Below are 19,060 nucleotides of genomic sequence, written 5' to 3'. Positions count from 1 at the left end.
TAGTAAATGATCAATCCCGACATTTTCTGACCTTTTTCCGGGGAAGTGTTCCAGCACTTCCCCTTCTTTATTTTTGGCTGATGTACGATTCTTTATTTGCTGATAATAATTTTTCCGTTCTGCATTTTAAAGCTAAAGGGATAAGATAACTGCAAAGCATCCAGTGCTTTGAGTATTGTTTCGCTTTCGAAGGTGCCGGAATAACGGTATTCTTTCACTTCTTCATCTGCAAATACCACCGGGATACCGTACCACTTCTCCAGCTTCGCTGCGATCACTTCCAGGGGTTCATTTTCGATTTCCAGACGATTTCTTACCCAGGCTATTTCTTTGGCTTTGTGGTCCACCGGATCTGCATTCAATGGCGCTATGGCAAAAGGTTTGGTTATATCTGTTGTTAATTTCTGATTTGGTTGCAATACAATTTTCTGTTCGGGATGGTTGACCAGCGTAACTTCTACTTTCCCTTTAAATAAAGCAGTTTCCGTTTGGCGATGATGATAGGCGCTTACATTAAAAACGGTGCCCAATACTTTGATATCTACGGCAGCAGTATGTACGATAAATGGATGCCGGGCATTTTGTGTTACATCGAAGAAGGCCTCCCCGGTGAGGGTGAGCTGCCTGTTTTCCCGGTTAAATCCGGGAGACAACTGTACGGTACTATTCTCCCGTAAAACAATAGAGGAGCCATCCGACAGTACCACCGTTTTCCGGGGTTCTTTACCGGCATTGATCACCACCGCTTCTTTCGGGTGAACCTTATGCTGATAAAAAAGTGCCATACCACCCGCCAACAGCAACATTCCTCCTATCACAGCGGCATACTTCCACATGCGCGGGAAGCGCCTGTGGACAATATCCTGCCCGGATTCCTTGCCCAGTGCCTGTTGCAGCAGATCATACCGTGCAATCCCATCTTCCAGATGTTTCAGTTGCTCTAACCGGCTGCCCTGCCTGGCAGACAACAACGCCACAATACTGCGGGCTTCCGCTACTGCTTCCTGCTTTTCAGGATGCTGGCGCAGCCAGTCTTTCCAGAACAACACATCCTTATCATGTTCTTCCAGGCAATAGCGCTGAAAAGATTCATCACATGCAAAATCGATGACTTCGTATTCCTGGAAATTCATGTAGGTAATGCCTTTGATTATACAGACGGCAGAATGCGTCGTTTTTCCTAAGGATTTTTTAACTTTTTTTCCGGGAGATGGAAAGCTGCTTATTTCAGCATTTTCCTGAGTGCCTTGATAGCATCATAAATGGTATTGTAGGCCGTTTTCACGGTTTGGGAAGTTTGGGCGGCTATTTGTTCATAGGTCAGGCCTTCAAAGAATTTCAATCGCACCAGTTCAATCTGCCTGGGGGTTAATGCTTTCATGGCCAGTTGCAGGCGATGTTTCAGTTCTTCATCCTGTTGTACCTGGATAATGATTTCTTCATAAGATAATTCACTTTCCGCGTCTTTATCCGTTGCCCGGTGAATGGCGGCATGGATCCTGGACTGGTAGGCCAGCTGGTCCAACAGTTGTCTTTTGAGGGCGGTAAATAAATAAGCAGGTACGTTGGTAACAGGGCGCAGGCTTTGGTGCCGGCTCCACAACTGTAAAAACAACTGTGTGATGCAGTCTTTTACCAGTTCATCGCTGCCACATATTTTCAATCCAAATCTCAGCAGATGTGAATAAGTGTTGTTATACAACGCAAACAACGCCTGTTTATCGCCGTTCCTCAGGCGTTCCCAATAAGTGCTATTGTCTTCTTCATAAGACATACAATATCATATACCGGATGCTTTACCGGAATCACCTGTTGACTCCGCGCATCCTCCGGTTAAGATACTGCGAAAAATCATTAATGCTGCATTTCGTTCAGATCCCCAGCATAACCCGCTCTTTCTCCAGCTCCGCCTCTTCGTGGGAGGAAGAGGGCATATCTGTTATTTCCGTTAGCAGCAACGTATATCCCAGTAACAGCACAATCAATAATACCTGGTAACGCAACACAATAGGCGCTGCCAGCACGCTGAAAGCAAAATTGATGAAGATAAATGTCCAGCATAACAGCAAGGCGATATTAAACTTCCGGCTGGACTTGCGGATACCTTTCCTGATCAGGTAGCGAATGGTTTCTTCCAGGAACAGTAAATGACAAATAACGATTAATGAAGGAAATAATGCCATGAGCGTGCTTTGCAGGTCGTTGTACTTGCTTTCTGGTTTTTCCGTTTTCCCATCCTTAAAAAAAGCACTCACATTTTTCAGGTCTGAACCCATATAAGGGCGATTATAAGCATTCAATACCTCCGGCTCAGGGAGTATATACAGCATGGCATTTTCCCGCAAATAGTAATGAAAGAAATCAGCCGGATACTTTTTGATCATATACGCTCCGTAACTCCTGAACAGTGGCGCCAGTGCAGCCCAGGCGGTATAAGCGTCCTTATCTTTATTAATTGTCCAGTAGTTCCGTAGCATAGACTTCTGCGGTCCTATATTATCCCACATAAATACAGATCCTTCAAACACATGCTTCTTCCTTTCACTTCTCCTCAGGCTATCACAATAGGTATACACCAGCTTATGCATGACCGCGAACTTCGGCGGTACATCCGTTGAATCCAACTTCCGGTACTGTAACATGTACATGGAATTATTCATCATCTGCCATCCGCTGAAAACTGAAAACTCCCGCACCCCGGCATGTTCATAAGAGCGCTGCCGGATAAACAACACAAAAGATGCTATCAGCACCATAGGCAGCAAAATAGCCGCTGCCTTCTGCCACACCTTATACCGGGACAATAATATAGGGATCAGCGCCACAAACGGATAAAACATGGCATTATAACGAATCGTGAAAGCCAGTCCCAGCACCACACCATGCAACACCAGTATTAAAGTAGTGGGCTTATGCAGCATCCATAGCAGCAGCGTTATCCACGTAAGCCCCAGCGACAGGAATACCGCATCAGAGATGAAGTAGTTGCTCAGAAAAGGAAATAACGGGTTAATGAGCAGAAAGGCATAGAACCCATACCGGAAGTAGCTATCCGGATGAAAAATATATACAATACTGAAATAAAAGAAGAAAGCACTTGTTTCCAGCAGGGTTAACTGCAGCACTGCCAGCGCCGTTTCAGAATGCGACACCTGGTGGAATAGCCACAGGAACTTGGAGTAGCCGATAGGCCATATGTTATGATCCAGGTTCTGCAGGGCCGTTTGCATATAAGAGCCGGTATCTGAAGTAAAATCCAGGTAGGGAAAAAAATGTTTGAATATAACCATCTTGATAACAGCTGTAGTTACGGCGATAGCCAATAGCAGGCGATTACGGCGATCGGCGAAAATAAAGGCGCCGAAGCTGTTGGCAGGCGTATTAGCGGGCAGGGGGGGTGATAAAAACATAGTTTAACTTTTATATTTGATCCGACCGGCAGGATCTATGGTTTGTGCCTTAATGAGGGTGTTTGATTCAGGGTTGTACTGCGTGTACAAGTATAGGAGAAGCGACTGAAACAGCAATTCAGTGGAAGATGAAAGTATGGCTATCAAGGATTTACTGCAATTTTTTGGAAGAAAATGGGGTAAAAATTTGGTATTTATCAGAAAAGTTCTACTTTTGCGGTCCTGATTTACTATTGCCGAATAGTATAACGGTAGTACGACAGACTCTGACTCTGTTTGTCTTGGTTCGAATCCAGGTTCGGCAACAAAAATGAAAACGCTGCAAAAATATTGGCTACCAATAGTTTGCAGCGTTTTCATTTTTAGCCCGTATCGCTATCCTGATTATTTATTTCCTTTGCAGAAATTGCCTCCATTCCAACCTTTCTATACCATGAAAAATACAATCCTCACTTTAAAAATCATTGCTATTCCTGTTGGATATGCGATTTTCTTACGCATCGTTTTTAACATTGATGAATGGACGAAGATACTCTCTATAATGTCCCTCTCTTTCCTGCTGTTCATACCTTTCGCAGTAGGAGCCATTACTATCATATTGTCTCCCAAAGAAAAAAGATTCGGAATTATCGGATGTGATGGAACGAATTAAGACGAAGTCGGATGTGGCTAAAAAATAGCACGTATTCGGACCTTCAACAACCGAGCATTACTTTGAGGTGGATCGCTTTGAATCATCTCTTATTTTTCGGAAATTTCTGAAAAGTCATCAATCGAATCGCCTACCTAGATGGTCTTAGGACCATTTTACGGTTCTGCGAGGAAGAAAATATCCTTTTATGCAATTAGGATTACGTATGCAAATCTGAATATGTGTTTTATCGTTAAAACCAGCACCATCGTACAATGGATCGCCTTCAAAGAAAACTCCTTTAACAGCGTCAAATGGCTTAAATCTAGAAAGGTTAATTAGTATGTGAATATTCTTAATTACGGCACAATCTAACCTTCTTACTATTTTATCCTTCGAATTTGTATCATGTCCAGGGTTAGTATTGGCGGGAAGTTCGATACCACCCGAATCAGCTGATTTTTTCAAATTTTCAAATGAAAACTTTGCAAGATCTATCCATTTCTTATCAGATAGATCCAGACAATTCCCTAAACTGAAAACTGCTCCTAATACTGCCGGCTTTTTTATTTTGATGTTTGGGGGCGGGTTGGTTGCATAATCCCAGGCACGTTCGTAATTATTTTGCCAAAAATATATTCCGTCTCCCAACCAATCCCAGTCGTTCGTGCTTGGTCTAAGTGATGTTTTACCTAATACAACTTTATCTCTTACCTCTTCTTCACATCCATGAAAACCAATCATTAATCCGGGATCGGATGAATAAATAAAACTAGAATGATTCATTGTAAATAAAGTGATTGGGGATTAACTATTTATTATTTAGCAACTTTTGGTGAAGCCGCTTTCTTTGCAACCGCTTTAGTGGCAGTTTTCTTAACCTTAGGAACAAACAGGTCTCTTATTCCAAGGTCATCAATCAGCTTGCTCGCATATTCTGGAGAAGCAGCTATATCAGCTCTCTGTTTAACAAGAGCGTCTTTAATTTGCTTATATAAGAAAACTGAATTCATACAGCAAAATTATGCCTTTTATGCATTACTTGTTGGCAACTATTGATCTAATTTTATCGTTACTGAAATTGTAATTATCATTCACAGGTTTTCAATAACAGATTTTTTTACATGTTGCCATTATAATAGCAGGAAAATATAGTGTAAGCTATCATTTAGCAAAAAAAGAGTAGCCGGAAATCTACTCCATCCTCTCCAATACCTTCTCCACCTCCGCCTCATCACTCCTGATAAGTAGGAAATTCAAATCAGGAGAAACATTTGAGTATGCTTAGGTTTTCCCGGTTGTATGATGACGATCATCTTTTTGTTTAAGTGTCTCCTATACACTTGTATATTATCAGCCTAATATGTTTATATTTATGCTAATGCCTTCGACACGTTATGCTAAAAAGAACTATACTGATCTCACTGTTAATGTCGTTGCTGTTGTATGCCAATGCCCAGGAGTTTTCCTCCCTGAATGTAAACAATGGCCTTTCCAACAACCAGGTCAACTGCATCTTCAAAGATAGCCGCGGATTTATGTGGTTTGGCACCATGAGTGGCCTTAACCGGTACGATGGCTTCACCTGCAGAATATTCCGGCATAATGCGGCTGATCCGACTTCTATCTCTGATGATTATGTATACGCGATTACAGCTGCTCCGGGAAACATGCTGTATATCCGCACCCGCAATGGAGATGTGCTGTATGATCCGGTAAAAGAACAGTTTTCAGATGCCGGCGCCTGGCTGAAAAGCAAAGGGCTTCCGGTAACAGGTATTACCTGCACCCAGCAAGCCGACAGCTCCTTCTGGATAGGCTACCAGGATGGTAACATATATCGTATCAATGAAAAAAAGAAGGGGACTGTCAGCCGTATCCTCCATCATGCCGGCGTAGCGGTAGCCGATATTACGAAAACAGCCGCCAACCGTCTCGGAGTCCTTTACCTGAATGGTGAATTAGATATGCTGGATATCAACACCAGCCAGCTGCTGACACACTCCGATGCCATTACCCGTTTCGTAGATAATAAACCGATATCATTCCGGCTGTTTACAGATGCACAGCAGGACATGTGGGTATACATGCCAGGCAGTGATTTCGGCGTCATATATATCAATAGCAAAAATGGCGCGGTACGGCGGTTATCATCAAAAAACAGTGCTTTAAATAATGATATCGTCAACAGCATCGTTCAGGATGAAAAAGGACAGATCTGGATTGGAACCGACCACGGCGGCATCAATGTACTGGACAAAGAAAACTTTACGATTTATTACCTGCAGAAAAGAGAAGAAGATGTGAAAAGCGTGGCGGAAAACGCCATCTACGCTTTATATAAGGATGATAGGGGCATTATCTGGTGCGGCACCTATAAAAGAGGGGTTAGCTACTATGCCGAAAACATGATGAAATTTGACCTCTACGTGCATAAATATGCAGATGCACATAGCCTGAGTTATAATGATGTAAACTGTTTTGCGGAAGACCGGAACGGCAACATATGGATAGGTTCTAATGGCGCCGGATTAATTTATTTCGACCGGCACGCTAACACCTTTACGCGAATGACACATCAACCCCTCAACAACAATAGCATTAGTAATTATGTAATCTTAAGTCTTTATGTGGACGATGATAACAGCTTGTGGATCGGATATTATTTCGGGGGGCTCGACAACTACCGTAATGGTACCTTCACACATTATCGTACCGATACCACCAGCAAGAGCCTAGGCAGTAAAACCGTCTGGAAGATTTTCAAAGACAAACAACAAAACTTCTGGATAGGCACGCTGGGTGGTGGTCTCGACAGATTTGACCGGTCTACAGGTACCTTCTACCATAACAATGTAAACATACCCAACTCCGTACATTCCAACTTTATCACCGATCTGACAGAAGATACAAAAGGAAATCTCTGGATATCAACCGCCTATGGTATCGATGTACTGGACAAAGCAAAAGGAGTGTATATACACTACCTCCGCGAGACTCATCAACTGAGCAACGACAACACCAGCTCCCTGCTCTGCGACAGCCGCGGTATCATGTGGGTAGGCACCCGCGACGGGCTGAATGCCTATAACCCGGAGAAACAGCAGTTCATCAATTTCCGCATGCAGGATGGCTTACCCGATAATAATATTATTTCCCTGCTGGAAGATAATGATCATCATCTCTGGGTAAGTACCTCCAACGGGTTAAGTAAAATAATAGTACAATCCGATCCCAAAGGTACCATTAGCATCAGCTGTCATAATTATGATGAAAAAGATGGCCTGCAGGGGAATGCCTTTAATATAAACGCTGCGCTCAAGCTAAAATCCGGCGAATTATTATTTGGCGGAGCAGATGGCTTCAACATCCTGGATCCGGCTAAAGTAAAACAGATCAGACACGAGCCTCCTATCGTATTTACCAGTCTGCAGCTCTTTAACCGTACCATTGCGGTGAATGAAAAACGGAACAACCATGTGATATTACCAGCTGCCATGCCTGAAATACGTGAAATTGTGTTGCGCCACAATGAAAATGATTTCTCCATTGATTTTGCTGCACTCGATTTTACCAACACTGATAAAAACAGGTATACCTATACTTATAAACTGGAAGGCTTTAATAAAGAATGGCAAACTACCGATGGAAAGTCGCGGCGTATCACTTATACCAATATCAACCCCGGCGACTATACGCTGTTACTGAAAGCGGTAAACGATGACAACACCCAACCCTGGAAAGGCATATCACTGCGTATCCGCATATTACCTCCTTTCTGGGCAACTCCGCTGGCCTATGTAGGCTATGTACTGCTCATTGCTGCCATCTTGTTGTTGTTGAGAAAGATTGTATTACAACGCGCACAACGTCGCTTTGCATTACAGCAGGAACGGAGAGAAGCCCGGCAGCTGCATGAATTGGACATGCTGAAGATCAAACTTTTCACGAACCTCAGCCATGAATTCAGGACGCCGGTATCCCTGATACTGGCGCCACTGGAAGAAGTGATCTCCCACGAAGAAGATCATAACTTCCGCCATAAATTATACCTGATACGCCGTAATGCCAAAAGGCTGCTCTACCTGGCCAACCAGCTGATGGATTTCCGGAAGATGGAAATGCAGGAACTGAAGTTAAATCCAGCCGCCGGCGACATCATTGGCTTCATCAGGGAGGTAGTATATTCTTTTACAGACCTGGCAGAACGCAAACAGGTGGAGTTCTTTTTTCATGCAGACAATGAAACATTGTATACCAGTTTTGACCATGATAAAATAGAACGGATTCTTTATAACCTGCTTTCCAATGCTTTCAAGTTCACGCTGGCAGGAGGCGCCGTTAAAGTATTCACCAGCTTCACCACCACAGGTGAACAGGCCCTGCTGGAAATTAAAGTAGCAGATACCGGTATAGGCATCCCGCCGGAGAGGCATGAAAAAATTTTCGAACAGTTTTTCCATAGCGATTCTCCGGGAGGATTTGTCAACCAGGGCAGTGGTATTGGGCTGGCCATTACCAAAGAATTTGTAAAACTCTGCAAGGGCACCATCGTGGTAAACAGTGAAGTGAATAAAGGCACCTGCTTTACCTTACACCTGCCATTTGAAATACTACCAGTGGCAATTCAACCTGCAATGGAAGAAATGGCCGAAATAACAGAAACGGGCCCCTTGGATATATATGAACAGCCGCAGCAGGAATCGGTACTTCGGGAAGCTCCTTCCGTATTCAAGAAAGAAGAAAAGCAAACCATCCTGCTGGTAGAAGACAATGACGACTTCCGTTTTTATCTGAAAGAAAACATGAAGGCGTATTACCATATTATAGAAGCACCAGACGGATTGACCGGCTGGCAAAAAACACTATCCGCCCACCCGGACCTGGTGGTGAGTGATGTAAACATGCCGGTGATGAATGGCATCGCCTTATGCACAAAGATCAAAAGCGATAACCGTACCCGGCAGATCCCTGTCATATTATTAACGGCTATGACGGGCGAAGAAGAACAACTCCGCGGTCTGGAAAAAGGCGCCGATGATTATATTGTAAAGCCTGTGAGGTTTGAGATTATGCTGTCGAGGGTGCGCAACCTGCTGACACGCAGGGCGCCCGCCAAACAAATGATGATGCTACCCCCTCCTGCCGTTACCGGTGCCGTATTATCTGCTGATGAAAAGTTTATGCAGAAAGCGCTGGAAATTGTGGAAAAGAATCTTTCTAACACAGGCTTCTCTGTGGAAGAACTCAGCAGAGAACTATTTATGAACAGGGTATCCGTTTACCGCCGCATTTATGCCATCACCGGACAACCACCTATAGAATTTATCCGGGGTGTACGCTTACAACGCGCCGCTTATTTGCTTACCCAAACGGAAATGAATATAACAGAGGTGGTTCCTATGGGTATGGTTAACGATCACCTGCTGTGCCTTTGCCATTACAGCAAAAGCACAAAATCCACCTCCATCAGGAAAAAAAGTTACCGGCACGGTAACCGCTCATGAATCAGGACAACCTGTTCCCGGCGCATCCGTCATCTTTAAAGGCAGCAACACCGGCGTAGCCACAGACCAATATGGCAAGTTTAGCATCGCTGCTGCCCCAGGTCAGGTATTAGTCTTTACCTCTATTGGCTTTACCGCCAAAGAGATAAAAGTAGGCGACGCCATCACGTTGAACGTAGTACTGAATGAAACCCGTAGTGCCCTGCAGGATGTAGTGGTAGTAGGTTATGGTACCATGAAGAAAACAGATCAGAGCAGCGCGCAGGTATCCATTTCTTCCGCAGACATCAACAAAACAATCAACACCACCCTGGATCAGGCTTTACAAGGCCGCGCAGCGGGTGTATACGTTACACAAAACTCAGGGCAACCCGGAGGTGGCATCTCCGTCAATATCCGCGGAGTTAACTCCATTGGTAACACCAACGAACCCTTGTATGTCATTGACGGAGTGCAGATACAGCCTGCCAACGTTTCCTACGGTGCTACCAGCTCCGTTAATCCACTCGCGGGTATTAACCCTTCAGACATTGAGTCCATGGAAGTATTACAGGGACCTTCCGCTACAGCTGTTTACGGTTCCCGTGCAACTAACGGTGTAATCCTGGTCACCACCAAAAGAGGTCAGCAAGGATTGAAAGTGGGATACAACTATCTCTATACTGCCCAGGAAAAACCAGATCCAATCAAAACCATGAGCCTGCAGCAATTTGCCATCATGAACAACGAAATTGCTACGCTCCTGAACCGCACGCCCACCGCAGAATTCAAAAACCCTTCGGTGCTTGGCGCTGGCACCAACTGGCAGGAGGCCCTCTTCAAAGTATCGCCGCTGCAAAAGCATCAGATCACTGTCAGCAATGGTACCAAAACGACCAATTATTATATGGCAGGTGAATATTTCAGTCAGCAGGGTGTGGCTACCGGATCTGACTTCAACAGATATTCCTTCCGGCTGAACCTGGACAACAAAGCTTTTGACTGGCTTAAATTAAGTACCTCTCTCAACTTCTACCAGACAAAAGAAAAACTGGCTTCTACCAGTGAAGATGTGATCCGCAATGCGATCAACCTGGCACCTAATATCCCGGTAAAAAATGCCGATGGCTCCTGGGGCGGCGCTACAGAAAATGAGTATGGCAGCAATGCAAAGTTTGCCCCGCTGAATCCTTTGGCGATCGCAAGTCTTATTAGCAACGACTACAAGAGAACAGGTGGTTTGGGCGGCCTCAGTGCAGAAATCAATATTCTCCCGGGCCTTACTTTCCGTACCAGCTTTAACGGCAACTTCGAATATGCAGATGGCGCCAAATTTACGCCCACCTATCAGCTGGGATATAATTCCAATGAAAATGCCAGCATGAGTATCAGTACCAACAAAAACTTCTACTGGAACCTGAATGAACTGGTACAATACAATAAAACAATTAAGAAACACAGCTTCAGTGTGATGGCGAGCCATGAAGCACAGGCCTGGAACTACCAGAGCTATAGTGCTACCCGCATCGGCTTTGCCAGCAACGAAATCCCCTCCATTAACCTCGGTAATGCCCAGGGACAAACCACCGGTAGTGGTAAAGGTTCCGGCGCGCTGGAATCATATCTCGGACGTGTTAATTACGTGTATAACGACAAATACATTCTCCAACTGGCGGGTCGGGCCGATGCATCTTCCATCTTCGGCACTAACAACCAGTGGGCATACTTCCCTTCTATATCTGCCGCCTGGCGTATTACCAGTGAGCCGTTCATGAAAAATGTTCCCTTCATCAATGACCTGAAAATACGCGCGGAATATGGTACTACCGGCAGCACCGGTAGCGGCGGCCAATACTCCAGTCTGGGTGCAGTGACCACTCCCTGGGGAAACGGATATAAATCCAACGTATACGGTAACGCTGATATCAAATGGGAATCTACTACCACAAAAAATATTGGATTTAATCTCAGCATACTGGATAACAGGATACAACTGGAAGCTGACTACTATATCAAAAAAACAAACAATCTGCTGCTGCTAAATCCACTGCCGGCTTATATGGGAACCCAGGGAGAAGGTGCTATTACTCCTCCTACGGTGAACATCGGCACCTTGCAGAACAAAGGTTTCGGCATCACATTGAATACCGTAAACATAAAGAGCAGCAGTGGTTTTGTATGGAGAACCAACTTCAACGTATCCTCTTTCAAAACAAAAATCACCGAATTCTATTCAGATGCAGCCGTGGTTACCCGTTCTGCATGGTATATGAATAACTTCAGTGCACGTGCTACTGTAGGTCAGGCGCCCTGGCTGTTTTACGGCTACGTAGCAGATGGCTTGTTCACCTCCGTAGATGAAATTAACAAAAGTGCAGTCCCTGCAAAAGCCGATGGCAGCAGGCTGGATGTTGTCAAAGATGGCGGCGTATGGGTAGGTGATATTAAATATAAAGACCTGAACGGGGATGGCATCATCGACTCCCGCGATCAGACCAATATCGGCAACCCATGGCCCAAGCTCACTTTCGGTATGTCTAACACCTTTTCCTATAAAGGATTTGATCTTAACATCCTGATCACCGGCACACAAGGCAACGACATCTACAACTACCTGCGCTATGAAAATCTGAATCCCAATAATATCAACCTGGGACGCAACCTGCTGGTGGAAGCATTTGACTATGCACGTGTAACCGGCGATGGAACAAAAGCTTCCCTCCAGAATCCTGGTACCACCGTACCAAGAATTACCGGTACGGATGTAAATGGCAATGGCAACCGCTTCACCAACCTCTTTGTAGAAGATGGTTCCTATATCAGGATCAAAAATATTCAGCTGGGATACACCCTGCCTGCGTCTCTCATCAAACAACAACCGGTGATCAAAGCAGTGCGCTTATCCATCGGCGTACAGAACCTGGCCACCTTTACCAAATACAAAGGCTATGACCCGGAAGTAGGTGCTTCTCTTGGTAAAGAAGTGCAGCTAAACAGCCAGTTCTATGGCGTGGATGCCGGCCGCTATCCTTTAACCAGGATGTATTCTGCCAGCGTAGGTGTTGATTTTTAATGCAGTAAAAAAATTACAATGAACAATCATTTTTATAAAAGATACCTGACCGCTTTCACATTATTGGTTGTCCTGGGCAGCTGCAGTAAGAGCTTCTTAAACAGACCCCCGGAAGACGCCATTGTGGATGTTAATTTCTACCAGACCTCCGACCAGGTAATGGCTGGCACCGCACCGTTGTATGGCATCGTATGGTTTGCATATAACGATAAAGCAGCCAATGGCCTCGGTGATGGAAGAGCCGGTGTGCTCATGTCGGGCTCCTACCAGGTGGATAACATCCGGATGCAGACCACAGACATTACACCCGAAGTATACAGTTCCTGGACGGCTTTCTTCAACGTGGTAGCGCAGTCCAATATGGCGATTAACAACATCACCAAATACACGGCAGCATCAGTACCTGCCAATGTAAAAAATGCCGCCATTGCTGAAGGACGTTTCATGCGCGGACTGGCCTATTCCTACCTGGTACAAAACTGGGGGCCGGTACCGGTAATCGAGGATAACTATAAGCTGGTAACAGATACCTCCGTTACTCGCAATACAGTGGAAACGGTATGGGGATTTATTATCCGGGAGATGCGTTTTGCTGCCGCCAATTTGCCTGCTACACCTATACAGAAAGGCCGTCTCACGAAATGGTCCGCAGAAGGTATGCTTGCAAAAATATACCTCACCCGCGCAGGCCTTAGCAGCTCTATGACACGCAAACAGGCAGATCTGGATAGCGCCAAATGGTTTGCCAACGATGTCATTGTCAACAGTGGTGCTTCGTTGCTAAACAATTATGAAGACTTATTTCTCACAAAAAATAATAATAATTCCGAAAGCCTGTTTTCCCTGCAATGGAAATATGATGGCGACTGGGGCACACAAAACAGTGTGCAGGCATTTCTCGCCTACGGCTCTGAAATCACCGGCTTTGCCGATGGCTGGGGAGCGGATCTCGGCGCTTCACTGGACCAGTTAAGGTTATATTCTCCCAATGACAAAAGACGTAAAGGTACCTTTATGTTCCCCGGCGACCACTATTCCTACATCCATCAGTCAGTGGATGACCCTAATAATCCCGGTAAAAAGATCATACAGGAATTACAGGTGCCCTGGAATTTTAACGGCACTGACAGGTACAACACACGCGCCTGGGTCAAAAAATATGTAGTAGGCAGACCAGAAGATAATGATGGCAAAGTAACCCAACAGCATACGGAAATTAATACCTATATGCTGCGACTCGCAGATGTATACCTGATGTATGCAGAAACTATACTAGGCAATGCTGCCAGCACTTCAGACGGAGAAGCACTGAAATATTTCAACGCGGTCCGCAAACGCGCCGGACTGGGTGATAAAACAAGCATCACCTGGGATGATATTTATAAAGAAAGAAGACTGGAGCTGGCAATGGAAGGTCAGGCATGGTACGATATCTTACGCCTGCATTATTACAATCCGCAAAAAGCCATTGCCTTGCTCAATGCCCAGGATAAAGGCACCTACCGGATTGTGCCTAATACGGCCACCAATGCCACCAGCTGGACCATTAACTCCGACACACCCGCTTTCTACCCTGTTACCGAAAGCAACTTCCTGTTACCTTATCCCGCGGCTGAATTATCAGCGGCACCCAATCTCAGGAAACCACCGGTGCCTTATTCCTATTAATCTTCAAAAAGTACACGTATGACGAACTATCATCTTAACTCATATAAAAAACACGGCGGACTAATTACAGGAATGCTGGCAGTAATATTATGCCTGCTCATTTCCTGTTCTAAAAACAATGAACTGTCCGGTCCCCCGGTGATCACCAAAGTAACACTGCTGGATTCTGCCCTGCAGGACAGTGCTTTTACCAAAGCATTACCAGGCACCCTCATCCTGATCACCGGTCAAAACCTGGGTGGCGTAGTCAGCATCACTTTCAACGGCATGAGTGCCTACGCAAATCCTACCTATAATACCAATACACACATCATCCTCAGTATTCCGGGCAATGCTCCCACAGAGGCCACCGATCCGAAAGTACCTAACCAGATAAAAGTTACCACTACGCATGGTGAAGTCGCCTACTCTTTTGTGTTAGATATACCCCCACCGGCTATTGCATCTATCTCCAATGAAAATGCGTTGACCGGTGATTCACTGATCATATATGGCTCCAGCCTGTTCCTGATAGATAAGATCATACTTCCGGGGGGTAGAGAAATCACTTCGTTTGTAGCCGATGCCAGCGGCACAAGAGTAGGACTTATCATGCCCAACCTTGGCTCCGATACCGGCCGGCTGGTGATACAAGCCAAATACGGCAAGGCGATGTCTGACGGACCGCTGAATGATCATGCCAGCGGTGATGTGATCAGCAATTTAACCAACGATGGAGAAACCGGTGAAACACCTGTATTCAACTGGGCCTGGTGGGGAGCCAACAGAACCAGCGATGCCACTCTTTTTCCCGGCACCAGGGGCGCATATCTTCAGAATATCTTCGGAGGTGTAGGCGCTAATGACGGCGGATGGTGGAATGGTAATCGCTCCGGTAACTTCAATGATGTAGCCATGTTTTCCGCAGATGTACTGACAAAAGAAGCATCGCAGTACGCGCTGAAATTTGAAATCAATACCAAAGAACCATGGACCGCAGGCATCAACGTGCTTCGCTTCAATGATAAATATTGCTTCCGCTATCAGCCCTGGTTAACGGCTACCAACAAATCGTTCGATACCAATAACAAATGGCAGACCGTTACTGTTAAACTATCAGACTTTAAGCTCACTGCCGATGGCATTGAAGGTACCGGCGCCAACGCTGCTGTTATGGGCGACCTCCTGAAAGCCGATGCGAAAGTAACATTCGGCTATCGTATCATTACTGAAGCTGCAGGCGTAGAAGTATACAATACAGCCTATGATAATTTCAGAATCGTTAAAATAAAATAATTCTCAAGTAGGTCAATTCAGCCGGGCGTCCATCATGTGATGCCCGGTATTTCAACGACCGAACAATCTGATCAGATGAAAAAAGCAAATGATATGGTACGGATATGCCTGTTGCTCTTCGCCCTGGGCGCATGTGGTAAAAAGTCTTCCACCCCAACAGGCGAGGGCAATAAACCCGACACCGCTGTTACGGTAGTCACACCACCAGACCCCGCCACCGCCGCCACAGAAGGCTTTTTTAAAGATGGATGGATCGCAAAAAAGTTTACTGCGCCCCCATTTACCGAAACGGCTGCTCCTGCGGATGTGAATACTACTGTGACTGTAGACGCCTCTACGATTATTACGAAAATTTCGCCTGCACTATTTGGCAACAATAGTAATTTATATATGACGCAGATGGTGACGGAACCTACGTTAATAGGACACATCACCAAATTGCATCCCGGCATTATCCGTTTTCCCGGTGGCAATCTGAGTAGTGTATATTTCTGGAATGGTACACCGGGTAATCCGCCAACGGATGCTCCTGTCAACATTCCTGACATGAATGGCACGATGACGAATGCTGGCTATTGGTATGGCCGCAATAACGATGGCTGGACACTGTCGCTGGACAACTACTACCGGATGCTGCAACAAACCAACAACGAAGGCATCATTACACTGAACTATGGATATGCCCGGTATGGCAACAGCAACAACCCTGTAGCTGCTGCTGCACATCTTGCTGCTGATTGGGTACGTTACGATAATGGCCGCACCAGGTATTGGGAAATAGGCAACGAAAGCAACGGTACCTGGCAGGCAGGCTATCGTATTGATCTATCGCAAAACAAAGACGGACAACCACTGCTGATCACGGGCGATCTGTATGGTCGCCACGCAAAAGTATTTATCGACTCCCTGCGCAAAGCAGCTACTGAAATTGGTAAAACCATTTTCATTGGCGTACAACTCCTGGAACAGGAACCAGCGTCATGGGCTACGGCTACCGACAAAAGCTGGAACAGTGGCGTATTGCAGCAGTCCGGCAATGCGGCCGACTTCTATATTGTACACAGCTATTATACTCCCTTTAATACCAACTCCACGCCTTCGGAAATTCTGGCCACCGCCAGCACAGTCACTAAAATAATTTACAATCATGTAAATACTTCCGTACAGGCCGCCGGCGTAACACAAAGACCTATTGCACTAACAGAATGGAATATTTTCGCTACCGGATCCAAACAAATGGTATCACAGGTAGCCGGTATACATGCAGTGCTGGTATTGGAGGAACTGATGAAAAATAAATTCGGGATGGCCAGTCGCTGGGATCTTGCTAATGCCTGGGATAATGGAAATGATCACGGTCTTTTTAGTGATGGCGCCGCCGCTTCGGGCGAACAACGCTGGGAACCAAGACCTGCATTCTATTACCTGTATTTCCTTCAGAAGACATTGGGCGACAGAGCCATCAATGCTACGTCTACAGATACCAGTGTCATATCTTATGCTTCTACCTTCAGTTCCGGAGAAATATCTGCTGTGCTGGTGAATAAAGGCAACCTCCAAAAGAATGTACAGCTGAAATTTAAAAACTTCAATGCAGGCAGCAGATACTACTGGTACACGCTCTCCGGCGGTGAAGGTGTTAGCGGATTTGGCCGCAAGGTATTGGTAAACGACAACGGGCCTGCCGGTACTGCTGGTGGTCCTCAAAATTATGATGCCGTAAAAGCCAATGCGGCTGGCACGCAGGGAGGTATTAAAGTAGCTTTGCCTCCTATGTCGGTAGTATATGTTGTGATTGATAAAAAATAACCGTCGTTTATGAAAAGTTGGACAGAGAGCATTATTCAACAATGGAAAATAGAAAGCATTAAACTGAACAAAGGTGCGTTGATAGAAATGATCATGGAGACAGAAAATGCATTAGGCTTTAGATTTCCCGGAGATTTTATGGAGTTATATCTACAAGTGGATGGATTTGCGGATATGGCCGTACCTGGCAGCATGTACTCTATATGGCCTATTCACAGGATATTGGCATCCTACCGCAAAAATGGAAACAAGAATTTCATCGGCTTCTCTGACACTGCGATAAACGGTTATACTATCGGCTTCCTGAAAAACAAAACCGGCATATTCAAAGATACAGATCAGCAACATCCCATAGCGTTGTCGTTTAAAGAGGGGATACTGCTGATTAATAAAGATTCTCAATTGTTGTACTGATATTGCACGATTTACTGGTGTGAGATAGTAGTACAGGAACAACTGCACACCTATATCACACCGGCAAATCAGTGTCTCTTAACACATAACTGGTGCTTCTTCCTCCAGCCGGTTCTTTAACCAACACCTCGTTTTGCAATAAATCATTTATGTCCCTGAGTGCTGTATCTGATGAGCATTTAGCTATCTTTGCCCATTTAGCATTCGTTAGTTTTCCGGTGAATCCATCTAATAATTTATTGAGCATCATTTTTTGCCGCTCATTAAATGAATGGCTTTTATATTGATCCCAGAATTTTGCCTTTCCCATTACAATAGACAACGTTTCATCGCTGGCCACTAATGCTCTACCCAAACAATTAAGGAACCATTCCAGCCAGCCCGTAATGTCCAGGTTGCCTTTTTGTGTCTTTTCTAAAATATTATAATAGGCATTTCTCTCTTTCCGTATCTGTGCCGACATACTATAAAAACGTAGGCTACTCTTATCAGAACGGGCAAGTTCCATATCAGTAATCGCTCTTGCTATACGTCCATTGCCATCATCGAAAGGATGTATCGTAACAAACCATAAATGAGCGATCGCGGCTCTAATGACTGTATCCGTATTATCTGATGTATTAAACCACTTAACAAATGCTTTCATTTCCTTTGAAAGTACATCGGCGTCAGGTGCCTGGTAGTGTACCTTTTCTCGACCTATATGACCCGATACTACTTGCATAGGGGCGTTTTTAGGATTATTCCGCCATGTTCCGCTAGCAATTTTACGTATTCCACTTTGGTCTGCAGGGAAAAGTGATGTATGCCAGTTGAAAAGCCTTTTTTCTGTAAGCGCCTTTTCATAGTGTTGCGTAGCATCCAACATCATTTCTACAATTCCTTCCACATCTCTATCAGCGGGAATTAATCCAGGAGTGTCTATTCCAAGATGTTTAGCAATAGATGATCGTACCTGATCTGTATTAAGTAGCTCCCCCTCAATCTCACTGGATTTTAGCACATCGAGTGTAAGTGTTTCAAGCGAAGCCTCCGTTTGTAAGTCGAATCCAAGTCCCTCCATATAACCAAGTAACCGTCCCTGACGATGGCGCACATCTGCCAATAACTCCATCAGTTTTTCCTGGTTCCATTTAAAGTCAGGCCATCGCTCTAATTGATGTATATAGCTACTCATTCACCGCATCTTTTGCGGTGAATATACCGTTTTTTCACCGCAACTTGAGCCTTATTCACCGCAAAACATGCGGCGAATAGCTGAATTATTCACCGCATTTTAATAATACTACTATCT

At 45.1% G+C, this 19,060-nt stretch carries 13 protein-coding genes and 1 tRNA gene; 8 read left to right on the top strand and 6 right to left on the bottom strand.

What is annotated here, in order from left to right; all coding sequences use genetic code 11:
- Positions 1 to 92: 92 nt before the first annotated feature.
- The 3 genes from AC1DP6_RS15250 to AC1DP6_RS15240 all read right to left on the bottom strand — a co-directional run bounded on the left by AC1DP6_RS15250 (position 93) and on the right by AC1DP6_RS15240 (position 3,410).
- The gene (locus AC1DP6_RS15250; protein WP_477055588.1) at positions 93 to 1,133 is read right to left on the bottom strand and encodes a FecR family protein; all 1,041 of its coding nucleotides are present in this window, start codon (positions 1,131 to 1,133) and stop codon (positions 93 to 95) included.
- 89 nt (positions 1,134 to 1,222) lie between these two features.
- Complete coding sequence (locus AC1DP6_RS15245; RefSeq protein WP_477055587.1) at positions 1,223 to 1,774, bottom strand: RNA polymerase sigma factor; 552 nt, start codon at positions 1,772 to 1,774, stop codon at positions 1,223 to 1,225.
- Positions 1,775 to 1,871: 97 nt separating this feature from the next.
- The gene (locus AC1DP6_RS15240) at positions 1,872 to 3,410 is read right to left on the bottom strand and encodes a glycosyltransferase family protein (protein ID WP_477055586.1); all 1,539 of its coding nucleotides are present in this window, start codon (positions 3,408 to 3,410) and stop codon (positions 1,872 to 1,874) included.
- 234 nt (positions 3,411 to 3,644) lie between these two features.
- Here AC1DP6_RS15240 and AC1DP6_RS15235 point away from each other — a divergent pair.
- Both AC1DP6_RS15235 and AC1DP6_RS15230 read left to right on the top strand, forming a co-directional pair.
- Positions 3,645 to 3,715: transfer RNA gene (locus tag AC1DP6_RS15235), tRNA-Gln, on the top strand.
- A 128-nt stretch (positions 3,716 to 3,843) separates the two neighbouring features.
- Positions 3,844 to 4,062, top strand: coding sequence for a hypothetical protein (locus AC1DP6_RS15230; protein WP_477055585.1), 219 nt, complete (start codon positions 3,844 to 3,846; stop codon positions 4,060 to 4,062).
- Positions 4,063 to 4,206: 144 nt separating this feature from the next.
- Here the strand turns inward: AC1DP6_RS15230 and AC1DP6_RS15225 are convergent, their stop codons facing one another.
- Together AC1DP6_RS15225 and AC1DP6_RS15220 are read right to left on the bottom strand one after the other, a co-directional pair.
- Positions 4,207 to 4,827 carry a hypothetical protein gene (locus AC1DP6_RS15225; protein WP_477055584.1) on the bottom strand — a complete coding sequence of 207 codons (621 nt, stop codon included), beginning with the start codon at positions 4,825 to 4,827 and terminating at the stop codon, positions 4,207 to 4,209.
- A gap of 32 nt (positions 4,828 to 4,859) precedes the next feature.
- On the bottom strand, positions 4,860 to 5,054 hold the full coding sequence (locus AC1DP6_RS15220) for a hypothetical protein (RefSeq protein ID WP_477055583.1): 195 nt from the start codon (positions 5,052 to 5,054) through the stop codon (positions 4,860 to 4,862).
- Between the two features lie 384 nt (positions 5,055 to 5,438).
- On the opposite strand from AC1DP6_RS15220, the gene AC1DP6_RS15215 reads away from it, so the two are divergent.
- From AC1DP6_RS15215 to AC1DP6_RS15190, 6 genes are all read left to right on the top strand, one after another.
- Complete coding sequence (locus tag AC1DP6_RS15215) at positions 5,439 to 9,548, top strand: hybrid sensor histidine kinase/response regulator transcription factor (RefSeq protein WP_477055582.1); 4,110 nt, start codon at positions 5,439 to 5,441, stop codon at positions 9,546 to 9,548.
- A complete protein-coding gene (locus AC1DP6_RS15210; RefSeq protein ID WP_477055677.1) occupies positions 9,460 to 12,600 on the top strand; it encodes a SusC/RagA family TonB-linked outer membrane protein in 3,141 nt (1,046 codons plus the stop codon). Before AC1DP6_RS15215 ends, AC1DP6_RS15210 begins: the two co-directional genes overlap by 89 nt.
- 18 nt (positions 12,601 to 12,618) lie before the next feature.
- Entirely contained in the window at positions 12,619 to 14,268 is a 1,650-nt protein-coding gene (locus tag AC1DP6_RS15205) for a RagB/SusD family nutrient uptake outer membrane protein (protein WP_477055581.1), read from the top strand.
- 18 nt (positions 14,269 to 14,286) lie between these two features.
- On the top strand, positions 14,287 to 15,543 hold the full coding sequence (locus AC1DP6_RS15200; RefSeq protein WP_477055580.1) for a glycan-binding surface protein: 1,257 nt from the start codon (positions 14,287 to 14,289) through the stop codon (positions 15,541 to 15,543).
- Between the two features lie 75 nt (positions 15,544 to 15,618).
- The gene (locus AC1DP6_RS15195) at positions 15,619 to 17,352 is read left to right on the top strand and encodes an alpha-L-arabinofuranosidase (protein ID WP_477055579.1); all 1,734 of its coding nucleotides are present in this window, start codon (positions 15,619 to 15,621) and stop codon (positions 17,350 to 17,352) included.
- 9 nt (positions 17,353 to 17,361) lie between these two features.
- Entirely contained in the window at positions 17,362 to 17,766 is a 405-nt protein-coding gene (locus AC1DP6_RS15190) for an SMI1/KNR4 family protein (protein WP_477055578.1), read from the top strand.
- 55 nt (positions 17,767 to 17,821) lie between these two features.
- On the opposite strand, the gene AC1DP6_RS15185 is transcribed toward AC1DP6_RS15190, so the two are convergent.
- Positions 17,822 to 18,943, bottom strand: a complete 1,122-nt coding sequence (locus AC1DP6_RS15185; RefSeq protein ID WP_477055577.1) for a Fic family protein — start codon at positions 18,941 to 18,943, stop codon at positions 17,822 to 17,824.
- Positions 18,944 to 19,060 lie beyond the last annotated feature (117 nt).

The organism is Chitinophaga sp. 01L420 (assembly GCF_056399985.1).
This window is presented reverse-complemented; position numbering and strand designations above follow the sequence as displayed.

Bases quoted from the DNA above. Each gene is read 5' to 3' on its own strand.
- AC1DP6_RS15250 (WP_477055588.1), bottom strand. From the start codon at position 1,133: ATGAATTTCCAGGAATACGAAGTCATCGATTTTGCATGTGATGAATCT.
- AC1DP6_RS15220 (WP_477055583.1), bottom strand. From the start codon at position 5,054: ATGAATTCAGTTTTCTTATATAAGCAAATTAAAGACGCTCTTGTTAAA.
- AC1DP6_RS15205 (WP_477055581.1), top strand. From the start codon at position 12,619: ATGAACAATCATTTTTATAAAAGATACCTGACCGCTTTCACATTATTG.
- AC1DP6_RS15240 (WP_477055586.1), bottom strand. From the start codon at position 3,410: ATGTTTTTATCACCCCCCCTGCCCGCTAATACGCCTGCCAACAGCTTC.
- AC1DP6_RS15215 (WP_477055582.1), top strand. From the start codon at position 5,439: ATGCTAAAAAGAACTATACTGATCTCACTGTTAATGTCGTTGCTGTTG.
- AC1DP6_RS15230 (WP_477055585.1), top strand. From the start codon at position 3,844: ATGAAAAATACAATCCTCACTTTAAAAATCATTGCTATTCCTGTTGGA.
- AC1DP6_RS15225 (WP_477055584.1), bottom strand. From the start codon at position 4,827: ATGAATCATTCTAGTTTTATTTATTCATCCGATCCCGGATTAATGATT.
- AC1DP6_RS15245 (WP_477055587.1), bottom strand. From the start codon at position 1,774: ATGTCTTATGAAGAAGACAATAGCACTTATTGGGAACGCCTGAGGAAC.
- AC1DP6_RS15190 (WP_477055578.1), top strand. From the start codon at position 17,362: ATGAAAAGTTGGACAGAGAGCATTATTCAACAATGGAAAATAGAAAGC.
- AC1DP6_RS15185 (WP_477055577.1), bottom strand. From the start codon at position 18,943: ATGAGTAGCTATATACATCAATTAGAGCGATGGCCTGACTTTAAATGG.
- AC1DP6_RS15200 (WP_477055580.1), top strand. From the start codon at position 14,287: ATGACGAACTATCATCTTAACTCATATAAAAAACACGGCGGACTAATT.
- AC1DP6_RS15195 (WP_477055579.1), top strand. From the start codon at position 15,619: ATGAAAAAAGCAAATGATATGGTACGGATATGCCTGTTGCTCTTCGCC.